This window comes from Mycolicibacterium aubagnense, from assembly GCF_010730955.1.
GTDB lineage: Bacteria > Actinomycetota > Actinomycetes > Mycobacteriales > Mycobacteriaceae > Mycobacterium > Mycobacterium aubagnense.
On sequence record NZ_AP022577.1, the window covers coordinates 1,056,269 to 1,075,465 of the forward strand.

Annotated in this window: 17 protein-coding genes; 6 read left to right on the forward strand and 11 right to left on the reverse strand. The window is 65.5% G+C overall.

The window, feature by feature from the left end:
* Positions 1-27: 27 nt before the first annotated feature.
* The 3 genes from trpC to G6N59_RS05270 all read right to left on the reverse strand — a co-directional run bounded on the left by trpC (position 28) and on the right by G6N59_RS05270 (position 3,045).
* Complete coding sequence (trpC, locus tag G6N59_RS05260; RefSeq protein WP_138231118.1) at positions 28-846, reverse strand: indole-3-glycerol phosphate synthase TrpC; 819 nt, start codon at positions 844-846, stop codon at positions 28-30.
* A gap of 94 nt (positions 847-940) precedes the next feature.
* Complete coding sequence (locus G6N59_RS05265) at positions 941-1,495, reverse strand: TIGR02234 family membrane protein (protein WP_234884308.1); 555 nt, start codon at positions 1,493-1,495, stop codon at positions 941-943.
* Positions 1,496-1,539: 44 nt separating this feature from the next.
* Complete coding sequence (locus G6N59_RS05270; protein WP_138231120.1) at positions 1,540-3,045, reverse strand: anthranilate synthase component I; 1,506 nt, start codon at positions 3,043-3,045, stop codon at positions 1,540-1,542.
* 32 nt (positions 3,046-3,077) lie between these two features.
* On the opposite strand from G6N59_RS05270, the gene G6N59_RS05275 reads away from it, so the two are divergent.
* Entirely contained in the window at positions 3,078-3,533 is a 456-nt protein-coding gene (locus G6N59_RS05275) for a peroxiredoxin (protein ID WP_163910990.1), read from the forward strand.
* Positions 3,534-3,584: 51 nt separating this feature from the next.
* Here G6N59_RS05275 and G6N59_RS05280 read toward each other — a convergent pair whose 3' ends face one another.
* The 3 genes from G6N59_RS05280 to G6N59_RS05290 form a co-directional block, all read right to left on the reverse strand.
* A complete protein-coding gene (locus tag G6N59_RS05280; RefSeq protein WP_138231122.1) occupies positions 3,585-4,334 on the reverse strand; it encodes a glucose 1-dehydrogenase in 750 nt (249 codons plus the stop codon).
* A 67-nt stretch (positions 4,335-4,401) separates the two neighbouring features.
* On the reverse strand, positions 4,402-5,409 hold the full coding sequence (locus G6N59_RS05285) for an XdhC family protein (RefSeq protein ID WP_163910993.1): 1,008 nt from the start codon (positions 5,407-5,409) through the stop codon (positions 4,402-4,404).
* Complete coding sequence (locus tag G6N59_RS05290; protein WP_138231124.1) at positions 5,399-5,692, reverse strand: glycosyltransferase family protein; 294 nt, start codon at positions 5,690-5,692, stop codon at positions 5,399-5,401. Before G6N59_RS05290 ends, G6N59_RS05285 begins: the two co-directional genes overlap by 11 nt.
* 298 nt (positions 5,693-5,990) lie before the next feature.
* Between G6N59_RS05290 and G6N59_RS05295 the strand changes: the two genes are divergently transcribed.
* Complete coding sequence (locus G6N59_RS05295) at positions 5,991-7,613, forward strand: glutamate synthase-related protein (protein ID WP_138231125.1); 1,623 nt, start codon at positions 5,991-5,993, stop codon at positions 7,611-7,613.
* The gene (locus tag G6N59_RS05300) at positions 7,610-9,553 is read left to right on the forward strand and encodes a thiamine pyrophosphate-dependent enzyme (protein ID WP_138231126.1); all 1,944 of its coding nucleotides are present in this window, start codon (positions 7,610-7,612) and stop codon (positions 9,551-9,553) included. The genes G6N59_RS05295 and G6N59_RS05300 overlap by 4 nt, the downstream gene beginning before the upstream one ends.
* Here G6N59_RS05300 and G6N59_RS05305 read toward each other — a convergent pair.
* The 3 genes from G6N59_RS05305 to G6N59_RS05315 form a co-directional block, all read right to left on the reverse strand.
* Positions 9,550-12,339, reverse strand: coding sequence for a helix-turn-helix transcriptional regulator (locus tag G6N59_RS05305; RefSeq protein ID WP_138231127.1), 2,790 nt, complete (start codon positions 12,337-12,339; stop codon positions 9,550-9,552). The genes G6N59_RS05300 and G6N59_RS05305 overlap by 4 nt on opposite strands.
* Before the next feature lie 43 nt (positions 12,340-12,382).
* A complete protein-coding gene (locus tag G6N59_RS05310) occupies positions 12,383-13,330 on the reverse strand; it encodes an alpha/beta hydrolase (RefSeq protein WP_234884289.1) in 948 nt (315 codons plus the stop codon).
* A 139-nt stretch (positions 13,331-13,469) separates the two neighbouring features.
* Positions 13,470-14,294 carry an alpha/beta fold hydrolase gene (locus G6N59_RS05315; protein WP_138231128.1) on the reverse strand — a complete coding sequence of 275 codons (825 nt, stop codon included), beginning with the start codon at positions 14,292-14,294 and terminating at the stop codon, positions 13,470-13,472.
* A 408-nt stretch (positions 14,295-14,702) separates the two neighbouring features.
* Here G6N59_RS05315 and G6N59_RS31020 point away from each other — a divergent pair, with 408 nt between their 5' ends.
* The 3 genes from G6N59_RS31020 to G6N59_RS05330 are packed head-to-tail and all read left to right on the forward strand — an operon-like array spanning position 14,703 to position 16,352.
* Positions 14,703-14,951, forward strand: a complete 249-nt coding sequence (locus G6N59_RS31020; RefSeq protein WP_163911919.1) for an oxidoreductase — start codon at positions 14,703-14,705, stop codon at positions 14,949-14,951.
* A gap of 34 nt (positions 14,952-14,985) precedes the next feature.
* A complete protein-coding gene (locus G6N59_RS05325) occupies positions 14,986-15,480 on the forward strand; it encodes a MaoC family dehydratase (RefSeq protein WP_138231129.1) in 495 nt (164 codons plus the stop codon).
* Positions 15,481-15,494: 14 nt separating this feature from the next.
* Complete coding sequence (locus tag G6N59_RS05330) at positions 15,495-16,352, forward strand: NmrA/HSCARG family protein (protein ID WP_138231130.1); 858 nt, start codon at positions 15,495-15,497, stop codon at positions 16,350-16,352.
* A gap of 32 nt (positions 16,353-16,384) precedes the next feature.
* On the opposite strand, the gene G6N59_RS05335 is transcribed toward G6N59_RS05330, so the two are convergent.
* A complete protein-coding gene (locus G6N59_RS05335) occupies positions 16,385-17,350 on the reverse strand; it encodes a glyoxalase (protein ID WP_220099699.1) in 966 nt (321 codons plus the stop codon).
* Positions 17,325-19,058: a ubiquinone-dependent pyruvate dehydrogenase gene (gene poxB / locus G6N59_RS05340; protein WP_138231132.1), complete on the reverse strand. Its 1,734-nt coding sequence runs from the start codon at positions 19,056-19,058 to the stop codon at positions 17,325-17,327. The genes G6N59_RS05335 and poxB overlap by 26 nt, the downstream gene beginning before the upstream one ends.
* Positions 19,059-19,197 lie beyond the last annotated feature (139 nt).

Genomic DNA, 19,197 nt, shown 5'->3' on the forward strand with positions numbered 1-19,197 from the left:
GCTGCTCTTCGCGCAGGAGCCCGCAATTCAGCGGGCTGGTTTCGGGCAGGACGGGTGCGTGCCGGCAGTCACCAGGTCGGCGACGGCGCTGCGGGGATCACCGCTGGTCACCAGGCCTTCACCGACCAGCACTGCGTCGGCGCCGGCACCGGCGTAGGCCAGCAGGTCAGCGGTGCCACGCACCCCCGACTCCGCGATCCGGATGATGTTGCTCGGCAGGCCCGGAGCGATGCGGCCGAAGCAGTCGCGGTCGACCTCCAGCGTCTTCAGGTCGCGGGCGTTGACGCCGATGACCTGGGCACCGGCTTGCAGAGCCCGGTCGGCCTCCTCCTCGGTGTGCACCTCGACCAGTGCGGTCATCCCGAGAGACTCGGTCCGATCGATCATCGAGGTCAGAACCGACTGCTCGAGCGCGGCGACGATCAGCAGCAGCATGTCGGCGCCGTGGGCCCGGGCCTCGTGAATCTGGTACGGGGTGACGACGAAGTCCTTGCGCAGCACCGGAATCGACACCGCGGCACGCACGGCGTCCAGGTCTGCCAAGGAACCGTGGAAGCGACGCTCCTCGGTCAGCACACTGATCACCCGGGCACCGCCGGACTCGTAGGCCTTGGCCAGCTTGGCCGGATCGTCGATCTGCGCCAACGCACCCTTGCTGGGGCTGGCCCGCTTCACCTCGGCGATGACGCCGATGCCCGGCTCACGCAGCGCGGCGAGCGCATCCTTGGCTGACGGTGCCTGCTTGGCCCGCTCCTTGACCTCGGTCAGACTCAGCGCGGCTTCGCGGGCGGCAACATCAGCGCGAACTCCCTCGATGATGGAGTCGAGCACGGTCCCCGAAGTCATAGCGCGTCGTCGTCCTTCCGTGCCGGTTCGGCAAGCCAGATGATCTTCTCGAAGGGTAGTCGTCGGGGCGGCGCGGACTGCCACCGGGCCACGCTCATTTGCTCCCACCCCCGTTCTGGGTCGGATCATGCCCCTCGTCGAGGGCATCCCACATCATCCGTTCGGACATGCCGTCGGCAGCTTCTTCCGGTACGGCTTCGCGGCGTGCACCCGGCGCAGCGTATTTGGAGGTGGCCGGCGCGGCGGCCTTGTGACCCGCCGAACGCATCAGCAGAACGGCTCCGACCAGCGTCAACACGGCGGCCGCCAGCGTCACGCCGGCGCCCCAGTAGTGCCGCTGCGTCCCGACCAGGAACATGACCGCGATCTGCGCCATGTCGGCCGCGCGCACGGAGACGTCGGTGACCACCCACAGGCTGATGGCCAGATATCCCATCCCGGCACTCGCGACGGCGACCAGCAGCGCCAGCAACCGCAGCGCCCAGCCGCGCACCGCCAGCGCCGCCACCGCGGCAGCGCCGGCAAGCAGCGCCAGCGGAATGAGGGCCGTCGACCAGGCGGCGCCGGACAGCGTCGTCGTCTTGGGCTGGCCCAGCCCGTCGAACGACGACACGTCGACCCAGGGCAGCCGGGAGGCGCCCCACAGCATCAGCGCGGCGACGAGCAGCAGCACCTGAGCGGTGCGGGTGGTCCTCACGGCTCGCTCAGCGTCTCGGCGGCCGCGATGGCCGCCAGCACGGCCTTGGCCTTGTTTGACGACTCGTTGTATTCGTACGGCCCGTTGGAGTCCGCCACGACGCCGCCACCGGCCTGCACGTAGGCGGTGCCGCCGCGCATGAGCGCGGTGCGGATCGCGATGGCGAAGTCGGCGTTGCCGGCGAAGTCGAGATACCCGAGCACGCCGCCGTACAGACCACGACGGGTCAGCTCGACCTCTTCGATGAGCTCCATGGCCCGCACCTTCGGCGCACCGGACAGCGTCCCGGCCGGGAAGCAGGCGGTGACGGCGTCCAGCGCGGTCTTGTCATCGGCAAGATGGCCGGTGACGGTGGAGACCAGGTGCATGACGTGGCTGTAGCGCTCGATGTGGCTGTAGTCCTCGACCCGCACGGTCCCGGGCCGGCAGACCCGGCCCAGATCGTTGCGGCCCAGATCGACCAGCATCAAGTGCTCGGAGCGCTCCTTGTCGTCAGCCAGCAGCTCCTTTTCCAGGAGGATGTCGTCCTCTTCGGTGGCGCCGCGCCACCGGGTACCGGCGATCGGGTGGGTGGTGGCCACCCCGTCCTTCACCGTGACGAGCGCTTCGGGGCTGGACCCGACGACCGAGAAGTCAAGGCCGCCTTCGGCATTGGGCACGTTGAGCAGATACATATACGGGCTCGGGTTGGTCACCCGCAGCATCCGGTATACGTCGATGGGGTCGGCGGCGGTGTCCATCTCGAACCGCTGCGACGGCACCACCTGGAATGCCTCGCCGGCCTCGATGTCACCGACCAGCTTCTCGACGATCGCGGTGTACTCCTCGACCGTGCGCTGCTGCCGGGGCTGCGGCTGCGGCCGACTGAAGGTCGCGATGCTCGACGGCAGCGGCTCCCCCAGTGCCGTGGTCATGACATCGAGACGTGCCACCGCATCGTCATACGCCCAGTCGACGCGCTCGTCGGTGCCGTTCCAGTTCACCGCGTTGGCGATGAGCGTGATGGTGCCCTCGTGGTGGTCGACGGCCGCCATGTCGGTGGCCAACAGCAGCACCATGTCCGGCAGCTTGAGGTCGTCGACCGCCAGCTCCGGCAGCCGCTCGAGACGGCGCACCATGTCGTAGGCGAAGTACCCGACCAGACCGCTCGACAGCGGCGGCAGGCCCGGGACGGGTGCGGTCTGCAGCAGCGCGAGGGTGTCGCGCACCGCCTGCAGCGGGTCGCCGCCACTGGGCGCGTCCTGCGGCGTGTTCCCCAGCCAGACCGCTTCACCGTCCCGAACGGTCAGCGCTGAGGGCGCGCCCGCGCCGATGAAGGACCACCGGGACCACGACCGCCCGTTCTCTGCCGATTCCAGCAGAAACGTGCCGGGACGGTTGGCGGCCAGCTTGCGGTAGGCCGACAGCGGCGTCTCGCTGTCGGCGAGCACCTTGCGCGTTACCGGCACGACGCGGTGCTCGGCGGCCAGCGCCCGGAATTCCTCACGTGAGGTCGTCTTCACGCGGCCATCCTCCCAGAAGTAGCGTGGCACCCATGAAACGTGGTGACGTCGTCGCAGAGTTCAATCTCCCCGACCAGACCGGGACGAACCGCAGTCTTTCCGAACTGTTGGCCAATGGGCCGATCGTGCTGTTCTTCTACCCCGCGGCCATGACGCCGGGCTGCACCATGGAGGCCTGCCACTTCCGCGACCTGGCGGCCGACTTCGCCGCCGTCGGTGCGTCCCGGGTCGGGATCAGCATGGACGCGGTGGAGAAGCAGGACAAATTCGCCGAGAAGCACAGCTTCGACTACCCGCTGCTGTCCGACACCTCAGGTGCGGTCGCCGAGCAGTTCGGTGTCAAACGTGGCCTGCTCGGCAAGCTGATGCCGGTCAAGCGGACCACGTTCGTCATCGACACCGACCGCAAGGTGCTCGAGGTCATCGCCAGCGAGATCTCCATGGACTCCCACGCCGACAAGGCGCTCGAGGTACTGCGGGCGCGTTGAGCGTTTTTAGTGCGCGCTCCGTACCGCCGGCCGTGACGGAGCGCGCCTAAATCACTGAGCGCAGACGCCTCCGTCGACAGGCAGTGTGTGGCCGGTGACGTATCTCGCTTCGTCCGACAGCAGCCAGACGACGGCGTCAGCGATCTCATCAGGTTGGCCGATACGACCCATGGGCACGAACGCCGCATAACTATGCGGGTCGCCGCCGGTGCCGTTGGCCAGGAGTGGGGTTTCGACCGGCCCGGGACCGACGGCGTTGATCCGGATGTTCTGGGTGGCGTAGTCAAGGGCCGCTGCCTTGGTCATACCGGTGACGGCGTGTTTCGCGGCCGTGTATAGCGACCAGCCGGGATAGCCGTTCAGTCCGAAGATCGATGAGGTGTTCACGATCGCGCCGCCGCCGGTCGCGAGCATCTGCTCGATCTCGTATTTCATGCAGTAGAAGACGCCCTTGATGTTGATATCGAAGAGCACCGACGCTCCGTCGATGTCCTGCTCGTGCAATGGGACCTGTTCGCCGTCCACCCCGGCGTTGTTGTGCGCGATGTCGAGGCGGCCGAATTCGCTGACCGTCCGCGCGACCAGTGCCTTGACCTCAGCGGGATTGCTGACGTCGGTCGCCTGAAAGACAGCCTGTCCCCCACTGCTCCGGATGATCTCGACGACGCGTTCTCCCTTGCCCGCATCTCTGCCGCCGATGACGACGGCGGCTCCGGCGCGAGCCATCGCCACCGCGGCGGCCTCGCCGATTCCCGAACCGCCACCCGTCACGATCGCTACTTTGCCTGTCAGGTCAGCCATATTCGCCCCTTGAAGATGTCCAGATCTTTTGTCGTGGTGAGTGTCCGATGTCGCGGGCGGCCCGTCATCAGTCGACCAACTGGCAGCGAGGCAGGCCGCTGCCTCCTTCGTTGGCTGCCACCACGTGAGCGAGGATCGACAACGTGATATGCGGCGCCTCACGGCCGCCGAGGTCCAACCCGATCGGCGCCTGGAGACGGCTGACGTCAGCGGGCGCCAACCCGTGCCGGCGGAGCGCGTGACGCCTGTTGAGCGAGCGGGTCCGCGATCCCAGGGCGCCGACGAAGGTCGGCTGCGTGTCTTCGGCCCAAAGCCGCGAATCCAGTGCCTCGATGAGCAGCGGAATCGAGAACCGATCGTCATGGGTCAGATCCACGATTGCCGTATCGGCATGGACACGGCCCGTTTTTCGTTCCTGGCACAGGTAACGGTCCGGCCAGTCCCGAACCAAGTCCGCCCCCGGAAAACGTTCCTCCTGCAGGAATGCGGGCCGGGGATCGCACACGGTGACGGCATAGCCCAACGGCAACGCCAGAGCGGCAAGCCCGGTTGCGATGTCACTGATCCCGAAGATCAGCATGCGCGGGCTGGGTTCGTAGTCGGCACGAAACACCGGCGCATCGTCACCTCGCATCAGCGATGTCTGACCCGTGCGCAGGTTCAAGAAGGTGGTGGCAGGCCTGCCCTGCTGCACCACCGACATGAGCGTCGCCAACTCCGGAAACTGCTGCGGCGTCACCGGGTGCATGGCGACCCTGAGAGTTCCGCGGCACGGCCCCGGTGGGGCAAATGGGTCGCGGGCCGACAGATCTGCATCGAAATCGATGATCTGACAACCGAACCCGGCCAACGTGTCCGGATGCTCACCAAACACGGCGTGGGCACGCTCGTAGAGGTCTGCCTCGACGCAACCAGATGACACGCTGCCTTCGAAGCGTTCGGATCGATCGAAGGCCATCATCGATCCGGCCGGGTACGGAGAGCGATCAAAGGTGTCGAGAACGGTGACGGCGACAACATCCATGTTGTACCGGTATCTGTCGTAAATCCATTGCAGCACAGCCCTATTTCGCATCGATGTCATCTCCGTTGGCGAGATCGGAGCATTCAACGCTGACCAGATCGCCGCAGGCCGCCAGAAACGGCGCGGCGCCGACGTCGCCATACAGGCTGGGCAGAAGTTCCTCCCAGTAGGACCGCCCGATGAGGACCGGAACCCGGGAGACGCCACCGCCGTCCAACGCGGCCACTGCGAGCTGCAGCCATAAGCCTTGGGCAGCTGCGACTTTCGGCATCCCATAGCGTTCGCCGCCACCGGCGGCCAGAACGACGCCGAGGGTTCGAGCCTGCGCGCTCACCTAGATCGGCAGCCGAGCGCTGTGGCTGTCGAGGTATTCGACGTTGACGATTGCCGATGCGGTGGAGTAGTCGGTCATCACGTGACTCTTCTCGACGAACCATATGGGAATGTTGTTGTGCGCGCCATCTCACCGTTCCACAGCCTTGGACGTCGGGAGTCAAAACGCATCAGTCAGGTGACTGATGCGCCTATGGGCGTCAATCGCCGAGAGTTCAACAGACACCTCTGATTACACTGACCGTCCGCCCCGCAGGTGTTCCACCGGATCAGGAGTGACATGACCAAGACCCACACCGATGACGCCTGATTCCACGACGGCGGTGCGGGTTGCGTCGCTCGATGAGCTGGCCGAGGACGCACCGATCACCGTCCGCGTCTCCGGTGTGGACCTGGTGTTGGTCCGGCAGGGCGACGACGTCCGGGCGCTGTATGGGCGCTGCGCACACCGCGGTGCCCTGATGTCCGACGGTCGCATCGAGGGCGACCTGCTGGTGTGCGGTCTACACGGCTGGCGCTACGAGATCCAGACCGGGGTCGCGCCGGTCAATCCCGCCGTCACGCTCGCGACGTTTCCCACCTGGGTCTCCGACGGGGCGGTCTACGTCGATCAGGCCGCGGTCGACGCCTATGCCCGTGAGAACCCGCCGACCTACGACGATGACGGATATCAAGGTCGGTGGATCAAACCGTCCGACACCGCAGAGGAACCGTTCGTCACGCAGATTCACCAGTTGGCTGCACACGGTTTGAACAGCGAACACGGTCCGACTGCGGCCATGGGCGTCCCGCGAGACCAACTCCCGTCGTGGGATTCGATCCAGGTGCTCACCGCCCAACTCGCGCGGCTGCCGCTGCTCGACGGGGAACCGGTGAACACCCAGACGGTGATCGGGCCGGGGGCGCGGCGGCCGCTGACCCTGGATATCCCGTTGTTCGTGAGCGACATGAGTTTCGGTGCCCTGTCCGAGGAAGCCAAGACCGCCCTCGCTGCCGGCGCGGAACTGGCCGGGACGGGTATCTGCTCGGGCGAGGGCGGCATGCTTCCCGAAGAGCAGCAACAGAATTCGAAGTACTTCTACGAGCTCGCATCGGGCAGATTCGGGTGGAGCTTCGACCGGGTCCGCCAGGTGCAGGCGTTTCATTTCAAGGGCGGTCAAGGCGCCAAGACAGGCACCGGCGGCCATCTTCCGGGCAACAAAGTGGTGGGCAAGATCGCCGAGGTTCGCGGGCTGCCCCCGGGAACCGCAGCCGTCTCGCCGGCGCGCTTCCCGGACTGGACGTCGTTGCGGCCCTTCGAAGAATTCGCGGCCGAAGTGCGCGAGATCTCGGGCGGTATCCCGGTGGGATACAAGATGAGCGCCCAGCACATCGAACGCGATATCGACGCCGCCCTGCAGATCGGAGTCGACTACATCATCCTCGACGGCCGAGGTGGTGGAACCGGTGCCGCCCCGACGATTTTCCGCGACAACATCTCCGTGCCGACCATCCCGGCGCTGGCACGTGCCCGTAGGCACCTCGATCGCTCACAAGCCGGCCAGGTCACGTTGGTGATCACGGGCGGTATCCGTACTCCGGCCGACATGGTCAAGGCAATGGCTCTGGGCGCGGACGCCATCGCTCTCTCCAACGCCGCACTGCAAGCCATAGGGTGCGTCGGAATGCGCGCCTGCAATACCAACAGCTGTCCAGCCGGCATCGCCACCCAAGACCCTCAATTGCGCGCCCGATTGCCGATACCGGCCGGGGCACAACGCTTGAACCGGTTCCTGCGCTCGACCGTCGATCTGATGGTGGTGCTGGCCCGGGCCTGCGGCCATCGGAATCTGGCGGACTTCAACATCGACGACCTCGTCACCTTCGATCGCGACTTCGCCTACCTCAGCGGAGTCCCCTACGCGGGAGCCACCCCACTGTGACTGATCAAGATCTCAACTGGCACAAGGCCGTCGATATCGACACGCTCGACGAGGGCGAGGTGGCCATGTGTCCGGTCGGGCTCAAGACCGTGGCACTGACCAAACTCGAAGGCCGCTACGGTGCCATCGACAACCGGTGCCCTCACCAGGGTGGTCCGCTCGGCCAGGGCACCCTGGAGAACGACAAAATCCGTTGTCCCTGGCATGGTTTCGACTTCGATCCGTTCACCGGCGAGGCCGCGGGCGGCCCTGATTTCAACGTGCGCACGTATCCGGTGGAGGTGCGCGAGGACGGCGTCTACGTCGGAACTCCGCCTCCGGCCGCACACCCGCGCACGGTGAGCGATGTACTCGTGGAGACCATGACCAACTGGGGAGTCGACACCGTTTTCGGCATGGTCGGCCACTCGAATCTCGGTCTCGCCGAGGCGATGCACCGAGCCGAAACGGATGGCAAACTGCGTTATTTCGGCATCCGGCACGAAGGGGCCGCGGCGTTCGCGGCGGCCGCCTACGGCAAGCTCACCGGCCGGCCCGCCGCGTGTTTCGGCATCGCCGGCCCTGGCTCTACCAACCTGCTGACCGGCCTGTACGACGCCAAATCCGACCGCGCCCCGGTCCTGGCACTGTCGGGCAATGTCGACTCCTCGGTCGCCGGTAAAGGCGCCTTCCAGGACATCGACCTGCTCGCCGCGTTCGCCGATGTCTCCGCGTACTCGGCAATGGTGCGCTCCGGCTCCGACCACGCTGAATTGATGACCATGGCCCTCAAACACGCGATCCTCGAACGGGGCGTCGGCCATCTCGTCCTCCCCGACGAGGTGCAGATTCTCGGGGCCCCGAACCAGAAAGCCTCTGGGCCCCAAGGCCGTATGCCCGACCTTCGGGTATCACCCCCCGCGTCCGCTCTCGACCAGGCGCTCGAGCTGATCGCGACAGCGACCCGGCCATTGATCGTCGTCGGCGCCGGGGCGAAGTTCGACATGCCGGCAGTCATCGCACTGGCCGAACGCTTGAACGCGCCCGTGCTGACCACATTCAAAGCCAAGGGACAGATCTCTGACGCCCACCCGCTCGCGTGCGGCGTGCTGGGCCGGTCGGGCACTCCTGTCGCGTCGTGGATGATGAACAAGTCCGACCTCCTGCTGGTGTTCGGCGCCTCCTTCTCGAATCACACCGGGATCTCGCCGTACAAACCGATCATCCAGGTGGATACCGACCCCATGATGCTCGGCCGGTTCCGTCCGGTGACGGTTCCGGTGCTCGGCGACGTGGGGGTCACCGCCACCGCCGTTCTCGACGGGCTTCGCCCGAACCCGGCGCTGGCGGACCAACGCCCGGAGGTCGCTGAGCGCTGGTCGGTCTGGCGTACGGAGAAAGGCCGGCGCGCCGTCAAACATCCGGACGGACGGGTAGCTGCCGCAACCGTTTTCGAGGAACTCAGCCGCCTGGTCCCGGAGAATGCCGTGTTGGCCGTCGATGTCGGCAATCACGCGTACTCGTTCGGGCGCTACTTCGAAACCACCGAGCAGTCGGTGCTCATGTCCGGCTATCTCGGCTCGATCGGGTTCGGTTTCCCGGCAGCCATGGGCGCGTGGGCGGCCGCGCCGGAGCGTCCGATCGTCGCGATCACCGGCGACGGCGGCTTCGGTCAGTACCTCGCCGACTTCACCACGGCGGTGAAGTACGACATGAACATCACCCACATCCTGCTGAACAACGGCGAGCTCGCGAAGATCAGCGAGGAGCAGCGCGGGGCCGAATACGCGGTTTGGCAGACGTCACTGCTCAATCCGGACTTCGCCGAGTACGCGAGAAGTTGCGGTGGCTACGGTCGCCGGGTAACCAACCCGGCAGAGCTTGGCGCAGCCATCACCGAGGCGCTCAACCATCCGGGCCCGGCACTGGTCGAAATCATCACGGACCCGAGTACGCACTAGTCCCCCAACAGATCCCGCAGTTGATGGCGCCGACTGACTCCCAGCTTGGGATACACGTTGTACAGGTGGGAAGCGATCGTTCGCGGCGATAGATTGAGTCGTTGGCCGATCTCGGGATTCGTCAGCCCCGAGGCTGCCATCGAGACGATCTGCCGTTCCTGCGCAGTCAGTGAATCGAGGCCGGCGACGGCATTGGTACCCGTCGATGCCCCCACACCGGCGGCACGAAGTTCGGCGCGCGCGATCTGTGCATACGGAGCCGCGCCGAGCCGTTCGAATACCTGAAGGGCAGCTGTGAGCTGGGTTCGAGCCTCGGCAGGACGACGCGCCCGCCGCAACCATTCGCCGTAGTGCAGGCGGGCCCGTGCGCGTTCCATCGGCCACTGGTCACCGGCAGGATCGAACACGGCCAGTCGGTAGTGGCGTTCGGCCAGATGCGTGGTGATCGTCAGCGCAAGCGCCTGGTGTCGCAGAAGCCGCAGTCGCACAGGAGGATCAGACCCGAGCTGGCGGCCGATCGAGGCCACCAATGGCCGGGCCTCTTCCAGGCGACTGCTGCGCGCGGCGGCCCACGCCAGATCCGCGATTGCCCGATGGGATACGACGAAATGAGTCGGTTCGCCATCGGCGTCGAACATCTGCCGAAACGCCAGGTAGGCAGATTCGAACTCGCTGCGGGCCAGCGCGTTCCGCCCGGTGGCCCACGTCGATGCGGCTCGGGTTGCGGTGCCGCATTTGTCGGCGATGACACGTGACGCCGCGTCGATGGCGGCGTCCGCCGCGTCCGTATCACCACAACATGACAACAGATGGGCACGCACGACGTTGCTTTCGGCGTGAAGCAACGCCAGATCGTAGACCCCGCACAAGGTTTCGGTCTCGTCCAGCAGTGCCCGCAGTTCTGACCACCGACCGGTATCGTGCAGCCCCCATGCCAGCGGCGCGATGGCGAACGTGAAGCCGCGCAGACCACCGGCTGCTTTGAGCTGCTCGACGGCTTCCCGCAATTCGGTGACCGCCAGGGCACTGTCCTCCGTGGCATACGCCATCGCTCCCACAACGAGGCGCCGAAACGGCTCGACCGGAGCGGACATCGGATGCAGCCAACGCCGATCCCATGACGCTGGACGATCGTGGGCGCTGCTCGCGGCCTGTGCGTACATGGCGATATATGCACGTTGTACAGGCCCGGCCGCTGCGGGGAAGGGCGTAGGAATTACGGTCTCCCCCAATATATCTCGATCAGAATCCTGTAGCCAGCGGCCAAGGCGGCTCCGGTGCACCAATTCTCCGGAGTAGTACGCCGCCGATGCGCCGGTGTACATCAACGCCAGCCGCACGCGTGAGTTGGACGGAGTTGCACCGTCGAGCGCGCTGCGAACCACTTCGGCTGCCTCTGCCGGCCGCGCTGATTGCAGCAGCACCGAGGCTCGAGTCAACGCGGCATGACCGACTATCTCCGGGTCCTCCGAGCGCTGGACTGCACTGGCATTCAGCGACAGCGCCCAGGACGGGTCACCGCCGAAGTTGGCCGCCACCGAGGCCAGCGTGAATCGCCGGGCCGCATCCTGGGCACCAGGGCTCAATTCAGCGGCCCGCTGCAGTGCCCTCGCCACCTCGAGGTAGCCACCACGCTGTCGCGAGCGCTCCGCGCCCTGCTCCAACAGAGCTGCCACGGTCTCGTCGGGACCGGCCGCCGCCGACGCCAGATGCCAAGCGCGGCAAGCCACGTCCAATTGCGGGGAAGCGGCCAGAGCAATATGGGCGGTGCGCCGATCAGCCAGGTCCCCTTCGCTGTAGGCCACACTGCGGAGCAAGGCGTGACTGAACTGCACACGTCGGTCCTCGGTGACGCTCACCAGGGACCGTGCGATGGCAGGCTCCCACCGCCACAAGTCCGCACCGAAACCGGCTGCGGCCGTGACGGTGTCGATGGTCTCGTAGCCGGCCCCTGCGGCGGCGAACAACGTCAGCCGCCTCGCATCCGGCGGCAGCTCCGACAGTTGCGCGGCGAACAACGCGTGCGCAAATCCGGAACCGACCATGTGGTTACCCCGGAACCTGACCGAACCCGTTTTGCCGTAAAACCGGGCGGATTCGATGAGAGCCAACGGATTACCGCCGGACCAGCGGATGATCTCACCGCGGACGCTCGCGTCAGGGGCCAGCGACTGGGACTCGATCAGCTCCGCCGCCGCGGCATCGGTCAGGGGCGCAACCTCGACCACCCGGATGGCACGGTCCAGGCCATTGAGCAGGTCCATCCGCCGGGCGCTGATCAACAATCGGATGGCAAGGTGCGGAACCCGACTGATCACGTACGTGAGCACCTGGCGGGAGTCCGGGTCGAACCGGTCGAAGTCGTCGAGCACGATCACCACGGGCAGATGGGCGGCGACGATCGCCAGCAGAGCCAGCACTGCCTGCTGAATCAGCGCCGGTCCGTGCCCCTCAGCGGCGGGGCCGCCATTGACGATGTCGTGCAAGGCGTCCCGCAGCGGCGCGGGCAACTCGCCAATTCGCTCGGTAATAGGCCAGATCAACTCGGTCAATGCGGTGAAGGGCCGTACATGGTCGGGCTCAGAACCACCGGCAAAGAGCACAGTCACCCGCTGTGGTTCCAGCGATGCCACCGCGAAACGCAGCAGCGTCGACTTACCGATACCCGGTTCGCCGACCAAAATCACTGCCTGAGGCGCGGCCGCGACACCAGAGGCCACCTCGGTGATCAGACCGATCAGCTGACCGCGCCCGACGATCGGCGACTGCGAATGTGTCAGTGTCACTCGGAAATCCGCTTCCTGCGCAGCACTATCAAGCGGCGTCTTGTCATCGGTGTATCGCTTCGTCGAGGAATCTCACGCCCTGGTCGAGTGCGGCCCGGGCAGACGGTGTGCCACTGAGCTGACTGAGCACGACGAAATCGTGCACCGTACCCAGATACCGGGTGCAGGTTACCGAAACCCCTGCTTCGCGCAGCCGTTCACCAAATGCTTCACCTTCATCACGCACCACGTCGGCCTCGGCGGTGATTATCAATGTCGGCGGTAACCCGCCGAGATCCGCGACCGGTGCGCGAAGCGGAGATACCGTCGGGCAGTCGACGTCACCGTCGCAGTATTGATCCCAATACCAGGCCTGCTCGTCGCTGGTCAGCAGATAGCCCTCCCCATACGCGCTGTGGGACGGGTATTCGCACCGCGCATCAGTTGGCGGATAGTACAGCAGCTGCGCGCGCAGCCGCGGACCACCGCGAGCCTTGCAGACCATGGTGACGGCCGTCGCGATCGTCGCACCCGCGCAATCACCGGCCAGCGCAATCGCTTTCGCATCGACACCCAACGACTCCGCGTTGTCACGAACCCACAGCAGCGCGGCATAACACTCTTCGAGAGCAACCGGGTATCGCGCTTCCGGCGCCCGACTGTATTCAGGAACCACGACGGCGGCGCGACAGCGCGCGGCGATGGCCCCGACCACGCGCCCGTGAGTGTCCGCGTCGCCGAACATGAATCGGCCGCCGTGCACGTAGAACACCGTCGGCAGTGGGCCATGCTCGTTGAGCGGTCGTACCAACCAGAACCCCACCAGACCAGAAGGACCCACCGGCGCGGTGTGAAACCGCGCCACTGTTCCAGGCTGCTCGATGACGGTTTGCTGCGCCTCACGCAGCGCCAGCCGACCGTCTTGCGGGCCCAGCTGGCCCAGCGTGGGGGGCGTGGCCATGGCTGCGACCAGACGCGCGATCATTGGATCCAGCACCACGTCTCGGCTCACGACATCCTCCCAACCGATGAGGTTTCGGTGTCGAGGACTCTACGCCGATCGCTGCGGCCCGCACTGATCACCGGCACCACGCGGTCATCCGACTGATGACCGGAACGCGCGACGGTTGGGTTTTCGCGAGGTCAGTCCCCTAGCACCGGAAGAACTCCAGGAGGTCGGCATTGATGGTCGACGCATGGGTGGTCGGCATACCGTGTGGGAAGCCGGAATACGTCTTCAATGAGCCATTGGGCAACAACTTGGCCGACAGCAGACCGGAATTCTCGTAGGGAACGACTTGGTCGTCGTCGCCATGCATCACCAGCGTGGGCACTGTCGTCGTCTTCAGATCGTCGGTGAAATCGGTCTGCGAGAACGCGACGATTCCGTCATAATGGTCCTTGGCTCCGCCCATCATGCCTTGACGCCACCAGTTTTGGATGATGGCTTCGGATGGCTCGACACCAGGACGGTTGAAGCCGAAGAACGGTCCGGCGGCGAAATCTCGGTACAGCCCGGACCTGTTGGACGCGACCTGCGCCTGCAGATCGTCGAAAACCTGTTTGGGGACACCGCCTGAGTTGGCGTCGGTCTTGACCATCAACGGTGGTACAGAGCTGATCAACACCGCCTTGGCTGCGCGGTCCTGGCCGTGACGGCTCAAGTAGCGCACCACTTCCCCACCGCCGGTGGAGTGCCCGACATGCAACGCGTCGGTCAGATCGAGATGCTCGACGATAGCAGCGAGATCGTCGGCGTAATGGTCCATGTCGTGGCCGTGGCCGACCTGGGTCGAACGCCCATGGCCGCGCCGATCGTGAGCGATCACCCGATACCCGTGCTGCAGGAAGAACAGCATCTGGGTGTCCCAGTCGTCGGACGAGAGCGGCCATCCATGGCTGAACACAACGGGCTGTCCGCTGCCCCAGTCCTTGAAAAAGATGTCGACACCGTCGGTGGTCCGTATCGTGGGCATGCATATCCCCTTCATGGTGGGCGGGCTCGTTCGCGGCCCAACGTCGCTGCGCCATAATGTGTTACGGCCTGCCCCATGTCGTCAGTACAGTGACTGACGGCGATGCCCCGGAGGCGAAATCTGCCGGATCAGGTTGATCGGCAGCACGCCCCAGTCATCCGACTGATGCCGGCACCCGGTACGTCTTGCACACTCGTGGGTGCACGCGAGGAAACCGGCCAGACGGCGTCAGCGATCGGAGGATCATGCATTCTGTCGGACTCGTCGGCGTCGTCCTGTGTCTGGTCATGTCTCGTGACACCCCCTCCGCACTGTTGGGCGAAAACGGCGCACTGAAAGCCACCCGACCAGGTTCAGTCGTGGTGATCGCACCGATATCCGCGGCCGGGCGCGACTCCCGACGCACCCATCGCCGTCGCGCCGAACTATCAGATACCGTTCGCGGCCCGCGTACGTGAAGCTGCGCAGCTACCCACCGCGGGTGTCGGGTTGATCACCGAACCAGAGCAAGCCGACAGCATCATCGCCGATGGGCAGGCCGATGCGGTGTTCCTCGCCCGCGTCCTGCTACGAAACCCCGCGTGGGTCCGGCAGGCGGCTGAGCGCCTCGGACATCAATTGGCCTATCCCCCGAATTATCGACGAGCTTTCACGTAACCAGCCGTCCTACGCAATGACCAAAGGAGTTGCGATGTCCGATGCCGCCGCGCTTGGTGCGTTCGATCCGAACGAACACCGCATGGTGCCCGCACGAACATTCGAGGAACTGAAGGTCGGAGAGGTCTTCCGCGCACCCAGCCGCACGGTCACCGACGCCCACGGTTCGGCCTTCCAAGCGATTTCGGCCGACAACCACCCTGTGCACTACGACGTGGAGTGGGCTCGGGCCCACGGTCATTCAGCACCGGTCGTGCACGGTTTGCAGGTGCTGGCCTTCACCGCGCCCGGGGCAACCCTGTTCCCGCACGTGATCGGCGACGTATTCGTCCGATTCGACAGTCTGGCATGCCGGTTCTTGGGCGAAGTGCATGCCGGCGATACCCTGTACTCCCAACTGCAGATCACTGAACTGGTCACCCAGGGCACGGAAGGCCGAGTCAAAACTGCTGTCTCCGTGAGGAATCAACGCGGCGAGCTGGTGCTCGACGGCGAACACATCTACGTACTGAAACGTCAGTCCGCATGAGCGAGGAGAACAACATGGCTCACACATACGCGGTTATCGGTGCCACCGGCGCCACCGGCGGTGCGGTCGCCGGCGCCCTCGTCGAGCGTGGCCTGCGAGTACGCGCCATCGCGCGCAACCCCCAATCGCCTCGGGCACAGGAACTTCTGCAACAGGGCATCGAGGTCGCCGCGGCTGACCTCGGCGACGAACAAGCCCTCAGCGACGCCTTCGCCGGCGTCGCGGGAGTCTTCGCGGTGACCACCCCCTTCGAGGAAGGCCCCGATATCGAAGTGGCCCAAGGTTTGCACATCATCGGCGCCGCAGCGAAAGCCCGGGTCCCCCATCTGGTCTACTCATCGGTGTCCAATGCCGACCAGCACACCGGGATCCCGCATTTCGACAGCAAGGCCAAGATCGAAACGGCGCTGGCCGCCTCGGGCGTGCCCCACACCATCGTCGGTCCGACCTACTTCTACGACAATCTGCTCGGCGGAATCGATGAGCTCCAATCAGGCCGATTTTCTTTGCCGATTCCGGCAACCACTCCGCTGCAACAGCTTTCCCGGCGCGACTTGGGCCGGTTCGTCGCCATCATCCTGCATGACCCACAACGCTTTACGGGGCTGCGCATCGACGTCGCGTCCGACGCGCCGACACCGCGCCAAATGACCGCGGCCCTCGAGCACGCGTTGGGCTACCCGATCGAGCTGATCACCTACAACCCCTCCCAAATCGCCTCCGCCGATATGCGGGCCATGTTCAGTTTCCTGTCCGCGCAGGGATACAGCGCCGACATCGCCGACCTGCATCAGCGCTATCCGGAGGTCGGATGGCAGACCTTCAACAACTGGGTGGACGAGCACCTCACCGCACCCGCGGGCCGCCGGTAGGCGAACGAGCCAGCCGGTGAGACGCTGGCCGATCAGTCGGAGTGGAGTTCAGCGATGTAGCCTCCCGGCCACTGCAGCATTGCCGACGTAGTGCTGCCGGAGCGCACGGGTGCACTGAGCACAGTCGCACCGGCAGCCACCGCCTTCGCGACGACGGCAGAGACATCAGCGACGCGGTACCCGGCGAGTTCGCGACCATACGGATACGGCAACTGGCCGTCAGTCACCGCGATCAGCGTGTCGCCGAACGGTGAAGTGAGGTGTATCCGGCGAAAGGTGGTACCTGGCTTGCCGATCAGGACCCCGTCCGCGGCCGCGGCGTCGGCGTCGAGGCGTCCGTGAGTGAACTGTAGATAGCTCTTGAGGAATTGATCCGCTCTCGCCGCGGGCAGATATATCCGGTTGTCAGGAACCGATGCCAACGGCGGATAACTGGGTGCTGTTGTGTGCCAGTACAGTTGGGCATTCACGCCACCGGGGAACTCGATGACGGTATCGCGGCCGATCGGATCCGGGAACGGCTCGACCACGACCGCGGCACCGGCGTTGCGGGCCTGTTGAACTCCGGCGTCGAAGTCAGCCATCAGCCAGCCGGTGCGTTCGGCGCCGAACGGGTACGGCACCGCTGTGGTGAACTCGAACGCCGAGATGGTGCCGACCGGAGACAAGATCAGCTGCGATTTCGTCTGGCTGGGTGTGGGGGTCACGGTAACGACAGCTTGTGGCTTCGCCGATCCGCCGAATGTGGCCAACCAACTGCGCACAAAGGCGTCGAGTTGGCCCGGCGCAACGTAGACGTGCACCGAGTCGTACTGCGGGCCGACCGCTTGGCTGGCCGCAGGAGCCGGACTGCTCGACTCCGGCGTATGCATCTGGCCACCGGCACAGGAAGCCACCAATGCGCCCGTCAATACCGCAGCGGCGGCAGCGCGGCGCCGCGAGTCGTTTGTCACCATCACCTTCGGATCGAGTTCAGTCGAGGATTCTGCGTGCCACATTGGTGGTGATCAGATCCAGTAGTTCGTCCGAATGGCCGGCAAGAATGGTGCGAATCGCATACAGCGAGAAGCCCTTTGCCTGTTCCGCGGTGATCGCGGGCGGGATGGAGAGTTCGTTGCGTGCTGTCACCACGTCGACCAGTGCCGGCCCGTCATGTTCGAGCACGTCGGCAATCGCTGACTCCAGGTCGGCAGGATGCTCGACGCGGCGGGTGAACAAGCCGCACGCGCGGGCAACCTCCGCGAAGTCGGGGTTGTGCAGGTCCGTGCCGAAAGTGACGATCCCGGCAGCTTTCATCTCCAGCTCCACGAAGTTCAGCGACGAGTTGTTGAACACGATCAGCTTCACCGGTAACCGGTTCTGCACCAAAGTGATCAGCTCACCGAACAACATGGTGAGCCCACCATCGCCCGCGAGTGCGACGACCTGACGGTTCCGGTCTGCGGTTTGTGCACCAATGGCCAGCGGCAGCGCACAGGCCATGGTGCCGTGGTTGAAGGACCCGAGGAGTCGCCGCCGGCCGTTCATCGTCAGGTAACGGGCCGCCCAGACCACCGGCGACCCGACATCGACCGTGAACACCGCATCGGTGGCGGCCAATCGGCTGACCAGCGCGGCAACATATTCGGGTCGGATCGGGGTCCGGTCGTGATCGTTCACCGCCAACGAGTCCAGGCGGTCACGGGTCCGGCGGTAATGGCTGACCGCACGATCGAGATGAGTCTGGTCCGATTTCGGTGCCAGCAGCGGGCGCAGCGCGATCAGGGTATCGCGCACCGTCCCGACCAGCCCGACGTCGATCGCTGTGCGGCGGCCGAGATGCCGACCCCGAATATCGACCTGAATGACGATCGCATCCTCGGGATAGAACTGGCGATACGGAAAATCGGTGCCGAGCATCAGGAGCACATCGGCTTCCTTGATCGCCTTGTAGCCGGAGGCAAACCCCAGCAGCCCGGTCATGCCCACGTCGTACGGATTGTCGTACTCGACATACTCTTTGCCGCGCAGCGCATGCACCACCGGCGCCTTGAGCGTTCCCGCCAACTCAACCAATTGCTCGTGCGCCCCCGCGGTGCCGGCGCCCGCAAGGATCGTAATTCTTGCGGACTGGTTCAGAATCGCGGCCGCGGCCGCGAGTGCTGTGTCGTCCGGCCGCGTGACGGATCGGCTCGGCAACACTGGCCGGATCCGCGCCGGATCACGCAGCCGCTGCAGGAACACCTCGCCGGGAACGACGACCACTGCCACCCCCTGTTCCTCGATCGCTGCGCGCATCGCCATCTGCAGCACGCGCAGGGCAGATTCAGGAGTACTCGCGAGTTCGCAGAAGACGCTGCATTCGCGAAACAATTCCTGCGGGTGGGTTTCCTGAAAGTACTGAGACCCGATCTCGGCTGCGGGAATGTGGGCGGCGATGGCGAGCACCGGTACGCGACTGCGCTGCGCGTCGAACAAGCCGTTGATCAAGTGCAGGTTCCCCGGGCCACAACTGCCGGCGCACACGGCCAACTGCCCGGTCACCGCGGCGAAACCGGCCGCGGCGAAGGCGGCCGTCTCTTCGTGACGTACATGCTCCCAAGCGACTCCGTCGGCTCGCCGGATCGCATCGGTGAATCCGTTGAGGCTGTCACCGGGCAGACCGAATACGCGGTCAACCCCGCTGGCCTGCAGTGTGGCGATGACGTGATCGGCGACAGTCGGCATCAGCGTGTGTCCTCACTTGCAGTTGGCCTCGGCCATTCCGTTCGGCCACCGCCGGCCGAGCCCGCACGAAGGTGGCTCTTCTGTATAGCTGACGCTGGTGCACCAGCCATCAGTTTGATGACTGAACGAAATCCGTTCA

What these genes read in the sequence shown, in the direction of transcription:
- G6N59_RS05335 (WP_220099699.1), bottom strand. Translation starts at nt 17,350, where the DNA reads ATGTGGCACGCAGAATCCTCGACTGAACTCGATCCGAAGGTGATGGTG.
- G6N59_RS05325 (WP_138231129.1), top strand. Translation starts at nt 14,986, where the DNA reads ATGTCCGATGCCGCCGCGCTTGGTGCGTTCGATCCGAACGAACACCGC.
- poxB (WP_138231132.1), bottom strand. Translation starts at nt 19,058, where the DNA reads ATGCCGACTGTCGCCGATCACGTCATCGCCACACTGCAGGCCAGCGGG.
- G6N59_RS05275 (WP_163910990.1), top strand. Translation starts at nt 3,078, where the DNA reads ATGAAACGTGGTGACGTCGTCGCAGAGTTCAATCTCCCCGACCAGACC.
- G6N59_RS05280 (WP_138231122.1), bottom strand. Translation starts at nt 4,334, where the DNA reads ATGGCTGACCTGACAGGCAAAGTAGCGATCGTGACGGGTGGCGGTTCG.
- trpC (WP_138231118.1), bottom strand. Translation starts at nt 846, where the DNA reads ATGACTTCGGGGACCGTGCTCGACTCCATCATCGAGGGAGTTCGCGCT.
- G6N59_RS05285 (WP_163910993.1), bottom strand. Translation starts at nt 5,409, where the DNA reads ATGCGAAATAGGGCTGTGCTGCAATGGATTTACGACAGATACCGGTAC.
- G6N59_RS05315 (WP_138231128.1), bottom strand. Translation starts at nt 14,294, where the DNA reads ATGCCCACGATACGGACCACCGACGGTGTCGACATCTTTTTCAAGGAC.
- G6N59_RS05265 (WP_234884308.1), bottom strand. Translation starts at nt 1,495, where the DNA reads ATGCTGTGGGGCGCCTCCCGGCTGCCCTGGGTCGACGTGTCGTCGTTC.
- G6N59_RS05330 (WP_138231130.1), top strand. Translation starts at nt 15,495, where the DNA reads ATGGCTCACACATACGCGGTTATCGGTGCCACCGGCGCCACCGGCGGT.
- G6N59_RS05295 (WP_138231125.1), top strand. Translation starts at nt 5,991, where the DNA reads ATGACGCCTGATTCCACGACGGCGGTGCGGGTTGCGTCGCTCGATGAG.